Source organism: Actinoplanes philippinensis, from assembly GCF_900113015.1.
In the GTDB taxonomy this organism is placed as follows: Bacteria; Actinomycetota; Actinomycetes; order Mycobacteriales; family Micromonosporaceae; genus Actinoplanes; species Actinoplanes philippinensis.
Window position 1 is genome coordinate 692,184 of the sequence record NZ_FONV01000003.1, and the last position, 13,158, is coordinate 705,341.

Sequence of the window (13,158 nt, forward strand, 5' to 3'; positions counted from 1 at the left end):
CCGTGCCCGAACCAGCCGTCTCCGGTGAGGCGGGCAGCAGCCCGGCGGCGCGGCAGGGCCGCCGGGGATCGCCCGTGCCGCCCGGGTGGCCCGGGTGCTCCTGGTGGCCGTACCGCAAAGGGCGGCCCGGCCCGGGGAAACCCGGACCGGGCCGCCGGTCAGAAGGTCACGCGGTCCACTTGATGTAGGGGTTGACCTTGCCGCCCCAGTCGAAGGTGGCCATGTTGTCCCAGCCGTCGCCGGTGCCGTTGATGTTCGCCGGGTCCCAGCCGTTGCCCTTGATGGCGTACCAGGTGGGCTCCCAGTAGAAGACGCCGACGGCGCCGGCGTTGCGGGCCGTGTTCTGCACCCAGGTGAACTGCTGGGCCTGGCCGGCCGAGGTGGCCGGGATGTTGTCGCAGAGCACGGTGCCGGGGATCGAGTTCTTCTCGCTGTCGGCGTCGCCGGTGGTGAACTGGTACGCCGTCTCGACGATCACGACCGGCTTGCCGTACCGGGTCCGGGCGTCGACGATCACGTTGTACAGGTTGGCGAGCGTGCCGTGCCACATGCAGTAGTACGACAGGCCGGTGATGTCCCAGGTGACGCCGGCCGCCTTGATGCCGTCGTAGAACCACCGCATGTTCGTCATGCTGTCCGCGTCCGCGGTGTGGATGATCACCTGGGTGCCGCTGTTGCAGGCCTTCGTCGCGTTGTAGCCCTGCTTCAGCAGCGACGCCAGCGGGGCGAAGTTGCTGTTCACCACCTGGCCCTTCGGCCACAGCATGCCGACGTTGATCTCGTTGCCGATCTGCACGCTGTCCGGGGTGAGCCCGGCCGACTTGAGGCTGGTGCAGACGTCGTAGGTGTAGTTGTAGACGGCCGTCTGCAACTGGGCGAGCGAGTAGGACGCCCAGGCGGCGGGGGGATACTGCTTGCCCGGGTCGGCCCACGTGTCGGAGTAGTGGAAGTCGACCATCAGCTTCAGGCCCTTGGCCTTGATCGCCGCGGCCTGCTGGAGCACCTTGGCCTTGTTGTTGTAACCGCTGGCCGGGTTGTTCCAGACGCGCAGCCGGGCGTAGTTGACGCCGGCCGTCTTCAGGATGTCGTAGGGGTTGGCCTGGACACCCGAGGCGTTGTAGTACTTGCCGCCGAGGTCGAGCGTGCGCTGCAGCGACGACACGTCGGCGCCCAGCATGGTGAGGGAGGCTGCCTGTGCGGGGGCGGGTGACACCACCAGCGCGACCGCGAGGACCGCGGCCGAGATGGCGGCTCGGAGGGACGGTTTCATGGGGCTGCTCCTTGACTCGGGGATTTACCGGAGCCAGCGGACATAGGGGTTGATGCGCCCGCTGTCGTCGAAGGTCGCCATGTTCTCCCAGGCGTTGCCGGAGTTCTCGATGTCCTCGGTGTCCCAGCCGTTGCCGTCGATCGCGGTCCAGGTGGGCTCCCAGTAGAAGACGCCGACGGCGCCGGCGTCGCGTGCGGTGGTCTGCACGGCGGCGAACTCCTGCGCCTGGCCCCGCGGCGTGGCGGGGATGCCGTCGCAGGGGGCCGGGGAGAGCATGATGTTCTCCAGGTGGTCGTAGTTCTCGGTGGTGTACGGGTAGGCGGTCTCCGCGATCACCACGGGCCGGCCGTACCGGGACTTCACGTCCCCGATCACGGTCGCCAGGTTGGCCAGCGAACCGTGCCACATGCAGTAGTAGGAGAGCGCCGTGATGTCCCACCGGGCGCCGGCCGCGGTGATGCCGTCGTAGAACCAGTGGGCGGCGTCGATGTTGCCGGCCAGCGCCGTGTGCACCATGACCTGCGTCCGCCGGCTGCACGCCTTGGTGGCGTCGTAGCCGGCGTTCAGCAGCCGGGCGAGCGGTCCGAAGTCGCTGTTGTCGACGCGACCGGCGGGCCACAGCATGCCGACGTTGATCTCGTTGCCGATCTGCACGCTGTCCGGGGTGGTGCCCTGCCGCTTCAGGCTGGTGCAGATGTCGTACGTGTAGTCGTGGACGTCCCGTTCCAGCTGCGCCAGGTCGTGGCCCTGCCACGCCTTCGGGACGAACTGCTTGCCCGGGTCGGCCCACGTGTCGGAGTAGTGGAAGTCGATCAGCAGCTTGTGCCCGGCGGCCTTGGCGGCGCGGGCCTGCTCGAGCACCTTCTCCTTGGTGGAGTAGCCGCTGGCCGGGTCGTTCCAGACACGCAGCCGGACGTAGTTGACGCCGGCCTGCCGGAGGATCTCGTACGGGTTGCCCCGGCGGCCACGGGCGTCGTAGAACTTCTGTCCCAGCTCGATCGACCGCTGGAGGGTGGATACGTCGGCGCCACGCATGGTTTCGCTGCCGTGCGCCAGCGCGGGTGAGGGGATGAGGGCCACCGCGAGGAAGGCGGCGACGGCAAGGGACGGTTTCATGACACTCCTTTGAGGTCGTCCATGACGAGAAAGGGTGTTGATCAGGCGGGGGAGCTTCCGCGCACCACGAGGCTCGTGGGCACGGTGATGGAGAGCGGGGTACGCCCGGCGATCACATCCGTGAGCAGCCGGACCATCTCTTCGCTGATCCGTTCCAGCGGATGACGGACCGTGGTGAGCGGCGGTTCGGTGGTGGCCGCCAGCCCCGAGTCGTCGAAGCCGACGACCCGTACGTCACCGGGCACCTCACGCCCGGCCTCGCGCAGCACCGGCAGAGCGGCCGCTGCCATCGCGTCGGACGCGGCGAACACCCCGTCGATGTCCGGCACCCGGTCGAGAAGCGTACGCATCCCGGCCGCGCCGCTCGCCCGGCTCCAGTCGCCGTGCACGATGCAGGCCGGGTCGACGGTGATCCCGGCCGCGGTCAGCGCGTCGGTGTAGCCGCGCAGCCGGAACACCCCGCCGAAGGTGTCCTGCGGCCCGGTGATCGTGGCGATCCGCCGGCAGCCCTGGGCGAGCAGGTGCTCGACGGCGGACCGGCCGCCGCCCCAGTCGTCGGCCGACACCGAGCTGATCCGGTCCTCGAAACCGAGCACCTGGCCGCACGCCACGATCGGCACCTCGGCCTCGACCAGTTGCCGCAGCAGCGGGTCACCGGAGTGCGGCGACACCAGCAGCACCCCGTCGACGTGCCCGCCGGACAGGTAGGCGATGGCCCGGCTCCGCTCCTCCGGGGTCGACGCGATCATCAGGATCAGCGTCAGCTCCCGGTCGGAGAGGGCCTGCGCCACCCCACGCAGCAGCACCGAGAAGTTCGGGTCCTCGAAGAGCAGGTGCTGCGGCTCGGTGAGCAGGAACGCTATCGACCCGGACTTCCCGGTGGCCAGCGACCGGGCGTGCGGGTTCGCCGTGTACCCGGTCCGGGAGATGGCGTCGCGGACGGCCCGGACCGCTTCCGGGCTGACCCAGTCGCGGCCGTTGAGCACGCGGGAGACCGTCGCGTAGGACACGCCGGCCTCTCGTGCGACGTCGCGGATGGTGGGCCGTTTGCGCGACACGTTCGGGATCATAGTCGTCAGGCCTTCACGCCACCGGCGGCCAGGTCGACCTGCCAGTAACGCTGCAACGTGAGGAACAGGGCGATCAGCGGGACGATCGACACCAGCGCGCCGGTCACCACCGAGGTGTACATGGACGGCATGTTGGAGCCCTGGTTGAGCAGCCCGTTCAGGCCGACCGTGATCGGGTAGAGCTTGTCGTCGCCCAGCATGATGTACGGCAGCATGAAGTTGTTCCAGATCGCCACGAACTGGAAGAGGAACACCGTCACGAGGCCGGTCCGCATCATCGGCAGCACCACCGTGCCGAAGGTGCGCCACTCCCCGGAGCCGTCGATGCGCGACGCCTCCAGGATCTCGGTCGGCACCGACGCGGCCGCGAAGATCCGGGCCAGGTAGATGCCGTACGGGCTGATGAAGCTGGGCAGCAACACCGCCCAGTAGGTGTTGGTCATCCCGAGCTTGGCCAGCAGCAGGTACTGCGGGATGGCCAGGATGACGCCGGGCACCAGGACGCCGGCCAGGATGATGTTGAAGACGGCGCTCTTGCCGCGGAACTCGAACTTCGCCAGCGCGTACCCGGCCATCGCCGAGATCAGCGTGGAGACGGCCGCGCCGACGCCGGCGTAGACGACCGTGTTGCCCATCCACCGCCAGTACAGGCCGTCGCGGTAGGCGGCGAGGTCCACCAGGTTGTCGAACAGGTGGGTGCTGGGCGCCAGGGTGAACGTGGAGAACAGCTCGCCGGCGCTCTTCGACGAGGCGATCAGCACCCAGAGGACCGGGAGCAGGCAGTACGCGGCGCCGAGCAGCAGGAGCGTGGTGGCGATCGGGCTGCGCTTCAACGTGGTGGTCAACTCAGTCCTCCTGATTGAAGGCCCGGCGCCCGACGAGCTTGAGGAAGCCGAAGGACAGGACGAACGTGGCGAGCGCGATGATCACCGAGGTGGCGGCCGCCGCGTAGAGGTCGTTGCGGGCGAACGCGTCCCGGTAGACCTTCATCAGCGGCGTCCACGTGGTGGAGATGGTGTTGGCGAGCGGCCGCAACGTCATCGGCTCGGCGAACACCTGCAGCGTCGCGATCAGAGAGAACACGAAGGTCATCACCAGCGACGGCATCACGATCGGGATCTTGATGCGCCACGCGATCGCCAGTTCCGAGGCGCCGTCGATGCGGGCCGACTCGTACAGGCTGGTCGGGACGGCCCGCAGCGCGGTGTAGATGACGATCATGTTGAAGCCGGTGCCGCCCCAGACCGCGATGTTGGCGACCGCCCACAGGGTCAGGTCGGTGGAGAGCAGGTTCGGGGCGGTGAGGCCGAGCGCCTCGATGGCGTCGTTGATCGGGCTGACCCGGGGCAGGTAGAGGAAGCCCCAGAGCAGCGACGCGACGACGGCCGGCACGGCGTACGGCAGGAAGATCGAGATCCGGGCGAACTTGCCGATCGCCTCGCGGGTCCGGTTCGCGTCCAGCAGCAGCGCGAACAGCAGGGCGAGGCCGAGCATGGTGGGGACGACGATCAGCCCGTACGCCCCGACCCGGTAGACGCTGGGCAGGAAGTCGGGGTCGGTCAGCGACCGGACGTAGTTGTCCAGCCCGGCCCAGATCTCGGTGCGGGACCTGGCGCCCAGGCCGAGGCCGCTGACCTTGACCTTGCGCAGGCTCAGGTAGCCGGCGTAGACGATCGGCGCGGCCAGGAAGGCGGCGAACAGGATCAGCGCGGGGGCGAGAAAAGCGTAGGGGGTGCCGGCGCGTTTCCCGGCCGTGGTTCTCGACGGCATCGCCGTGACTTCCTTTCCGAACGCTCCGGGCGGGCCAGGGGGCCGCCCGCCCGGAGTCGTGCTCATCCGGCGACGGTGAATCCGGCGTTCTTCATGTCGTCGACGGTGGTCTTCTGCATGGCCGCCAGGGACTCGGTGAAGGCGGCGGCCTTCTTCGACTCGGCGGCCTTGCCGAAGGCGTCGTTGAACGCGCTGTAGGCCACGTTCACGTTCGGGCCGTAGGTGAACGGCTTCATCGACTTCGACGCCTCACCGGCGATGGTGTAGAAGTCGGCCTGGTCGGCGAAGAAGGCCGGCGGGCTGGTCAGCACACTCGTCGACTCGTTCGCGGCCGGGTAGAGGAAGGCGGTGGTGGCCAGCAGCTTCAGGGCCTCCGGGTCGCTGTTGAGCCACTGCACGAACTGGGCGGCCTGCTTCTTGTGCTTGGTCTGGGTGGTCACGCTGGTGGCCGAGCCACCCCAGGCGCCGGTCGCCGGGGCGGCGGCGTCCCACTGCGGCATGAGGGCGGCCTTCCACTTGCCCTTGGTGTCCTTGGCCGAGCCGTCCAGCACGCCCGGCGCCCAGACCGCGCTGACCCAGCCGACCTGCGTGCCGTCGTTGAGGGCGGCGTTCCACTCCGGGGTGTACATCGGCTTGTTGTCGATGACACCCTTCTCGACCAGCCCACCCCAGTACGCCGCGACCTTCTGCGTGGCGGCGTCGTTGATGTTGACGGTCCAGGCGTCGCCCTGCACGCCCCACCAGGAGGCGCCGGCCTGCTGGGCGAGCCCGGTGAACAGGCCCGCGTCGTTGGCCGAGAAGGTGCCGAGGTACTGCTTCGGGTCCGCCTTGTGGATCTTCTCGGCCGCCGCGGCGTAGTCGTCCCAGGTCTTCGGCGCCTGCAGGCCGTTCTTCTCGAAGACGTCGGAGCGGTAGAAGAACATCAGCGGGCCGGAGTCCTGCGGTACGCCGTAGACGGCCTCGGAGCCCAGGGTCACGCCGTTCCAGATGCCGGCCGGGAACTTGTCCTTGACCGAGCCGACCTCGGCGGAGATGTCGGCGATCGCGTCCGAGGAGACCAGGGTGGGGATCTTCTGGTATTCGGCCTGCATGATGTCCGGCGCGCCGGAGCCCGCCTTGATCGCGGTGAGCAACTTGGTGACGGCCGGGTCGCCGCCGTCCTGCTTGTTGACGGTGACCTGGATGTTCGGGTTCTTCGCGTTCCAGGCGGCGACGACCTTGTCCATGTTCGGCGCCCAGGTCCAGTAGGACAGGGCCACCTTCTCGTTCGGGTCGCTCTGGTTCTCGGCGCCGGAGTCGGAGCTGCTGCACGCGGTGGTGGTGAAAAGAGCCGCTGCGGTCAGAGCCGCCATGAGCGGGGCGAATTTAATCTTCATCGATCCTCCTTGATCGGCTTGGCCGGGAAACGGAAGCCGGGAACGGGGACCGGCCGGGAAGCGGATGCTCCGGTCAGCCCCTGTGACCGGTTACAGTGCTGGTGTTACGGCCTTGTGTCAAGCCCTTGCGTCCCACCGGTTACGCCTGTGTATCGTTCGGGCCGACCGGCCTGTGACCGGTTACAGTCAACATCGCAAGGAGCTGATCCCATGTCGTGGCCCGAGCCGCTCTCCGTTCGCCACCAAGCCTGGGCGACTCCGCTGCGCCGGCCGCGGATGAGCAACGACGAGGACGCGCGGCCCGGCATCTCGCTGACCAATCGCTACCTGTCCCGCGACGGCGTTCCGGTCATCCCGGTCTCCGGCGAGATGCACTACAGCCGGGTTCCCCGCGAGCGCTGGGCGGAGCGGCTACGGCAGATGAAGGCCGGCGGCGTCACCGTGGTCGCCACCTACGTCTTCTGGCTGCACCACGCGCCGAAACGGGGCGAGACTCGCTTCGACGGCAACCTCGACGTGGGCGCGTTCGTCGACCTGGCCGTCGCGACCGGCCTCGACGTGGTGCTCCGGATCGGCCCGTGGTGCCACGGCGAGTCACGCAACGGCGGCTTCCCCGACTGGGTGCAGCACGCCCCGGTCCGGCACCGCACCGACGACCCGGCCTACCTCGAGTTGGTCACCGAGTGGTTCGGCGAGATCGCCGCGGCGGTCGGTGACCGGTTCGGCCGGGTCCTCGGCATCCAGCTGGAGAACGAGCTGTACGACCAGCCGCAGCACCTGGTCACGCTCAAGCGCCTGGCCCGCGAGGCCGGCATGGCCGCGCCGCTCTGGACCGCCACCGCGTGGGGTGGCGCCGACCTGCCCGCCGAGGAGGTCCTCCCGCTCTACGGCGGTTACGGCGACGGATTCTGGGTCGACGCCGACGCCCCGTGGGACCCGACGTTCCGCGACCACTACTTCTTCTCGCACGTCTGGGACGACGCGGGCATCGGCGCCGACGTGCGCCGCGCGCAGGCGATCGAGGCGGCGTCCGGCGGGCCGCGCACCCCGTCCGAGGAGTTCCCGCCGGCCACCTGCGAGCTCGGCGGCGGCATGGCCACCGCGTACCACCGGCGGCCCCGCCCGAGCGCCCTCGACGTCGCCGCCATCGCCCACTGCAAGATCGGCAACGGGTCGGCCTGGCAGGGCTACTACATGTACACCGGCGGCACCAACCCCGGCCCCGACCTGCACGAATCGCACGCCACCGGCTACCCCAACGACATCGCCCGGCTCGGCTACGACTTCCACGCCCCGATCGGCGAAGCCGGAACGCTGGCCCCCAGCCACGCCGAACTGCGCCGCCAGCACGCCTTCTTGTCCGCTTTCGGTCACCGCCTGGCGGAGATGCCGTCCAGCCTGCCGGACATCCGGCCCGCCGACGTGGAGGACGCCGGCACGCTGCGGTGGGCGCTGCGCAGCGACGGAGAGAGCGGATTCCTGTTCCTCTCCTGGCACCAGCCGCACTTCCCACTCACCGTCCACCACGGCGCGCGCTTCAGGGTGTCGCTGGACAACGGGGACATCACGCTGCCGTCGAAGCCCATCGACGTGCCGCCGGGCACCCTCGCCCGCTGGCCGCTCAACCTCACCGCGGGCGGCGTCACCGTCACGTACGCCACCGCGTCGGCGCTCACCCTGCTGCCCGGCGACATCCCCACACTGGTGCTGGTGGCCGAGCACGGCATCGACGTCGAGATCGCCGTGTCCGGAACCGTTCAGACAGTGACACCGGGCCTCACCCCGATCCGGTTCGGCGGCCTCGACGTGCTCGTCCTCCCGGCCGAGACGGCCGGTTCGCTCTGGGTCGTCGAGGACGGCGGCCGCCGCCTGCTGCTCACCGACGACGAGCTGCAGTGGGACGCGAGCGGGACGCTCACGGTCAAGGCGTCGAAACCCGCGGAGGTACGGTTTTACGACCCCACTGCCGGTGCTTTCACCGCTGTGACAGTTCCCCAGCCCACGGCACCGATGCTCCAGCCGGTGACCGTCGAGCAGCTGCGCCCCGCCGCCCCCACGGTCCCGGTCAGCTACGGCAAACACGACGGCCGCCCGTCCGCCCCCGGCCCGGAGACCCTCGACGAGCTGGCCGCCGTCTACCGCCTGCGGCTGCCCGAGGTGGCCGCCGACACCTCCCGTGACCCGCTGCTGCGCCTCACCTGGGCCGGCGACGTCGGTGAGCTGCGCATCGACGGCCGCCCGGTCACCGACCGCTACTGGGACGGCGCCGGCTGGACGGTCAACCTGACCGACGCCGGCTACCGCCCCGGCGCCCAGGTGACCCTGCATCTGCTGCCGCTGGCCGCCGGAAGCTGCGTGTCGCTGCCGGCCGAGGCCCGCGACCGGCTGGCCGCGACCGAGACCCAGCTGCTCTCCCTGGACTCGGTGGAGGTGCTCGCCCGCACCGTCACCACCGTCGAACTCCCCTGAGCGGGGCGGGAGCGCGGCTCCGCCAGGGCCGCGCTCCCGCTCTCACGATCCAGGGCTTCCACGCCGGAATCTGTTCTATCCGGCAAGCGCCCGACGGAGGTCCTTCATCAGGAGCAACAGGTGCATCGGATCGGTAGGGCTCGGCTCGAACTTGGCCAGGCGCAGGTAGAAATCCCGCGCCGCTTCGGTCTCGCAATGGATGAGAACCGCCCGTACGCCGATGACCTCGGCTGCAGCGGCTATGCGTCGTAGTGCGTCGGCCACCAGAGCGCGACCCAACCCGGCGCCCTGGGCTGTCCGGTCGACACCGAGACGGGTCAGGATCACCACGGGCTGGTGATAGCGTCCGGCGCCCTGCCTCAGCCGCGGAGAAGCGTCAGCAGGTGCCACACTTCCGGCCGCGATCGCGTAATAACCGAGCACCCGTCGATCCGGGCCGTCCAGGTCGCCGACGACATACACACGGGACAGCCCGGCACGATGTGCCTGCAGAGCGTGCTCGGCCAGCCAGATCGACTGAGCCGTCGAACCACAGTCGAAGCCCGCCACCACGTGCGCGGCCGACAACGGCTCGACCGGCGCGAAACGTGAACTCACCGCCCGGCCTCACCCGGATTGTCGAGGACCGCCGGAGACGACAACAGCTCGCGCAAACCGCCGACTTCCTGGGCCGGGCGCTCCAACGCCTCGTCGAACGCGCGCCAGGCAGTCTCATCGAGCAGGAACACCCGCCGGTCCGCCAGTACGTCAGCAGCAGCGTCGGTGGCCGCCTTCAGCACGAACGTCGACACACTCGCACCCGTTGCCTCACTCGCCGCCTCCAACAACGCCTTCTGTTCGGCGTCCACCCTCAGGTGCAGTCTTTCCGCCTTCGCACTCATCCCGCAAGCGTACGCACAATGTACGCCAAGGACCAAGCCGTTGTCGGCCGTCGCCAGGACATCTCCAGCGGGACGCGAGAGTCGGCCCGGCGACGGCCGCCGTACCGGACCATCAGACCCCGGCGGGGACCTGGTCGGACGGGGTCGCGTTGTCGTCGGCGGAGGGAGGGTGGCGCTCCAGGGCGGCGCCCTCCACATCGAGTTCCGGGAGCCACCGCAGCCAGGACGGGAGCCACCAGGCCGACCGGCCGAGCAGGGCCAGGGCCGCCGGGACAGCGATCATCCGGACGATGAAGGCGTCGAAGGCGATGCCCACGGCCAGGGCGAAGGCGATCGGCTTGATGGTGTCGTTGCCCTCCGGGACGAAGGCGGCGAAGACGGCGAACATGATGGTCGCGGCCGCGATGACCACCGGGGCGGCCTGGCGGAAACCGGTCACGATCGCGTGCTTCGGGGTGGCGCCGTGGGCGTGCGCCTCGTGCATGCGGGAGACCAGGAACACCTGATAGTCCATGGCCAGGCCGAACAGGATGCCGACGATGATGATCGGCGCGAGGCTCAGGATCGGGCCGGTGGAGCCCGCGTTGACCGCGTCGGCGGCCCAGCCCCACTGGAAGACCGCGACCGTGGCGCCGAACGCCGCGCCGATCGTCAGCAGGAAGCCGAGGACACCGATCACCGGGACCAGCAGCGAGCGGAAGACCAGCACCAGCAGCACGAACGCCAGGCCGACGACCAGGGCGAGGTAAACCGGCAGCGCGTCGTTCAGCTTCTGCGAGACGTCGATGCTGACCGCGGTGCTGCCGGTGACGTACAGGTGGGTGTCGTCCGTCAGTTTGAACGAGTCGCGGATGCGGTGCACCACGTCGAGGGTGCGCTCGTCCTCGGGACCCGTCGCGGGGATGACCGTGATCAGCGCGGCCGAGCCCGCCCGGTCCGGCTGCGGCGGCAGGACCAGGGTGCCCTCCGGCAGCACCGTGGGGAGCATCTTCTCCACCTGGGGCGCCCACTGGACCGCGCCGGGGCCGTCGATCAGGACGATCAGCGGGCTGGTGACACCGGGGCCGAACCGGCTGTCGATGATCGCCTGGGCGCGGGCCTGGGTGGTGCCCTCGGCGGCGCGCTGGGCGAGCGTGGTCTTCATCGAGAAGAACGGGACGGCGATCACGGCGAGGACCGCGACCGCCGCGATCAGGCTGAGCCAGCGCTGCCCGGTGACCAGCCGGGCCCAGCCGCTGATGAACCCACGCCCGGCCGGCAGATCATCGGCGACGGCGGCGGGCGGGACGAGGTCGCGCTGCTTCCGGGGCAGGGCCCGCCTGCCGATGAAGCCGAGGATCGCCGGGACCAGGGTGATCGCGACCAGGACGGCGATCACGATGGTGGCCGCCGCCGCGATGCCCATCTCGGACAGGAACGGGATGCCGACGATCGACAGGCCGGCCAGGGCGATGACCACCGTGAGGCCGGCGGTGACGACGGCCGCTCCGGCGGTGCCGACGCTCATCGCGGCGGCGGCGTCGACGGACAGGCCGCGGCGCAGCTCGTGCCGGAACCGGGTGACGATGAACAGGGCGTAGTCGATGCCGACGGCCAGGCCCAGCATGACGGCCAGGATCGGGGTGGTCGACTGGAGCTCGGTGAAGCCGGTGAGCGTGACGATGCCGGCCGCGCCGATGCCGACGCCGGCGATCGCGGTCAGCAGGTTCATGCCGGCGGCGACCAGGGAGCCGTAGGTGAGGGCCAGCACGATCAGGGCGACCACCACGCCGAGGATCTCGGACGCGCCGCCGATGTCGGCCGGGTTGCTCAGCGCCTCGCCACGCGCCTCGACGGTGAGCCCGGTCCCGCGGGCCTCGGTGAGGGCGGCGGTGACGGCGTCCCGCTGCGCGTCGGTGACCTCGGACGGCTGGACCGGGAAGGTCACCGAGCTGTACGCCGCCACCTGATCCCGGGAGACGGTCGGCGACTTCGGGTCGAGCGGGTTGCTGACCGCCGCGGCGCCGGGCAGCGTGCCGAGGGCGGCGACGATCCGGGCGACCTTCGCGGCGTTCGCCGGGTCGGTGATCTTCTGGCCCGCCGGGGCTTCGAGCACCACCTGGACGGTGGCGCCGGCCGACGCGTTCCCGAACTTCTCCTTCATCAGGGACAGGGCCGTTGTCGACTCCTGCCCGGGAATGCTGAAGCTGTTCGCGGTGGCGCCGGAGAGGGTGCCCGCGCCCACGCCGACCGCGACGAGGGCCGTCAGCCAGGCGATGGTGACGAGTAAGCGGTGCCGTACTGACGCCAGCCCGAGCCGGTGCAGCAGCGTTGCCATGAGAGGTCCTTTTCTGACAATGAACCGAAATGTCGGACAAATGAATGCGAGGGGTGCAGCGAAGAGGACGTGCGCCGGGTATGGAGCGGGGTCAGCGCAAAGTTCGAGGACGGCCGCCGGAACGAAGCGGTGAGGGCGAAGCAGTGAGGCGAAACGGTGAGAGCGAAACGGTGAGAGCGAAACGGTGAGAGCGAAGGGGTGAGAGCGGACCTCGACGACGGACTCTGGATCGGACAGCCGGGCGACCGGCGAAGGGACGGGACAGCGGCGGAGCGCGGAGGGCGGACGGCCGCACCGGGAAGTGGGTCAGTGGCCCAGGGCGGCGTAGCCGATCTCGGCCAGGCGGGCAGGGGCGTCGGTGGTGAGGTGGTCGCAGAGGGCCAGGCTGGCCACCGCGACGGCGCCGAGCGCGCCGGTGACGCGCAGCGCACGGCTGGTGTCGGTGTGCAGGTCGTCGCCGAAGGCGGTGGCCAGGGTCTGGCCGATCACGGCGAGGGCCTGGCCGATCTCGCTCTCCGGCTCGGCCAGCATCGAGGAGAGCAGCAGGGCGACCATGCCGGGCTGGGCCACGGCCAGGTGGGCGAGGCCGGTGAGCACCACCCGGTCACGCTCGGGGCCGGCGGGGAGGGCCGCGACGTCGGCGCCGGTGTCGCGGATCTGCTCCACGCAGCGGTCGATGACGGCCGTCTGCAGCGCCTCCTTGGTGGGGAAGCGGTGCAGCAGGCCGGTCTTGGAGTAGCCGACCGTGTCCGCGATCCGCTGGACCGAGGTCTCCTTGAACCCGTGCCGCGCGAACAGGTGCGCCGCGGCCTCGAGGATCTCGTCGTCGATCTGCTGCTTCGTGGGACGGGGCATGGGGACCACCGTAGACCGTTATGGACCAGACTGG

Annotated in this window: 11 protein-coding genes; 1 reads left to right on the plus strand and 10 read right to left on the minus strand. The window is 70.0% G+C overall.

The genetic code is table 11. The features are described 5' to 3' along the window. Nucleotides 1-166: 166 nt before the first annotated feature. The 6 genes from BM290_RS09985 to BM290_RS10010 all read right to left on the minus strand — a co-directional run bounded on the left by BM290_RS09985 (nt 167) and on the right by BM290_RS10010 (nt 6,602). Nucleotides 167-1,270: a glycoside hydrolase family 53 protein gene (locus tag BM290_RS09985; protein WP_093612277.1), complete on the minus strand. Its 1,104-nt coding sequence runs from the start codon at nt 1,268-1,270 to the stop codon at nt 167-169. Between the two features lie 24 nt (nt 1,271-1,294). Further along, nucleotides 1,295-2,386 (minus strand): glycoside hydrolase family 53 protein, encoded by a 1,092-nt coding sequence (locus tag BM290_RS09990; RefSeq protein ID WP_093612279.1) that lies wholly within the window; start codon nt 2,384-2,386, stop codon nt 1,295-1,297. 41 nt (nt 2,387-2,427) lie between these two features. Further along, entirely contained in the window at nt 2,428-3,444 is a 1,017-nt protein-coding gene (locus BM290_RS09995) for a LacI family DNA-binding transcriptional regulator (RefSeq protein WP_239143201.1), read from the minus strand. Between the two features lie 17 nt (nt 3,445-3,461). After that, nucleotides 3,462-4,301: a carbohydrate ABC transporter permease gene (locus tag BM290_RS10000; protein WP_239143200.1), complete on the minus strand. Its 840-nt coding sequence runs from the start codon at nt 4,299-4,301 to the stop codon at nt 3,462-3,464. 1 nt (nt 4,302) lies between these two features. Beyond that, nucleotides 4,303-5,226, minus strand: a complete 924-nt coding sequence (locus BM290_RS10005; protein WP_093612283.1) for a carbohydrate ABC transporter permease — start codon at nt 5,224-5,226, stop codon at nt 4,303-4,305. A 62-nt stretch (nt 5,227-5,288) separates the two neighbouring features. After that, nucleotides 5,289-6,602 (minus strand): ABC transporter substrate-binding protein, encoded by a 1,314-nt coding sequence (locus tag BM290_RS10010; RefSeq protein WP_093612285.1) that lies wholly within the window; start codon nt 6,600-6,602, stop codon nt 5,289-5,291. Between the two features lie 210 nt (nt 6,603-6,812). On the opposite strand from BM290_RS10010, the gene BM290_RS10015 reads away from it, so the two are divergent. Beyond that, nucleotides 6,813-9,071 (plus strand): beta-galactosidase, encoded by a 2,259-nt coding sequence (locus BM290_RS10015; protein ID WP_239143199.1) that lies wholly within the window; start codon nt 6,813-6,815, stop codon nt 9,069-9,071. Nucleotides 9,072-9,146: 75 nt separating this feature from the next. On the opposite strand, the gene BM290_RS10020 is transcribed toward BM290_RS10015, so the two are convergent. From BM290_RS10020 to BM290_RS10035, 4 genes are all read right to left on the minus strand, one after another. After that, the gene (locus BM290_RS10020; RefSeq protein ID WP_093612287.1) at nt 9,147-9,668 is read right to left on the minus strand and encodes a GNAT family N-acetyltransferase; all 522 of its coding nucleotides are present in this window, start codon (nt 9,666-9,668) and stop codon (nt 9,147-9,149) included. Then, the gene (locus tag BM290_RS10025) at nt 9,665-9,952 is read right to left on the minus strand and encodes a type II toxin-antitoxin system TacA family antitoxin (RefSeq protein ID WP_093612289.1); all 288 of its coding nucleotides are present in this window, start codon (nt 9,950-9,952) and stop codon (nt 9,665-9,667) included. Before BM290_RS10025 ends, BM290_RS10020 begins: the two co-directional genes overlap by 4 nt. 112 nt (nt 9,953-10,064) lie before the next feature. Further along, nucleotides 10,065-12,269 carry an MMPL family transporter gene (locus BM290_RS10030; RefSeq protein ID WP_093612291.1) on the minus strand — a complete coding sequence of 735 codons (2,205 nt, stop codon included), beginning with the start codon at nt 12,267-12,269 and terminating at the stop codon, nt 10,065-10,067. 306 nt (nt 12,270-12,575) lie between these two features. Beyond that, on the minus strand, nt 12,576-13,124 hold the full coding sequence (locus BM290_RS10035; protein WP_093612293.1) for a TetR/AcrR family transcriptional regulator: 549 nt from the start codon (nt 13,122-13,124) through the stop codon (nt 12,576-12,578). Nucleotides 13,125-13,158 lie beyond the last annotated feature (34 nt).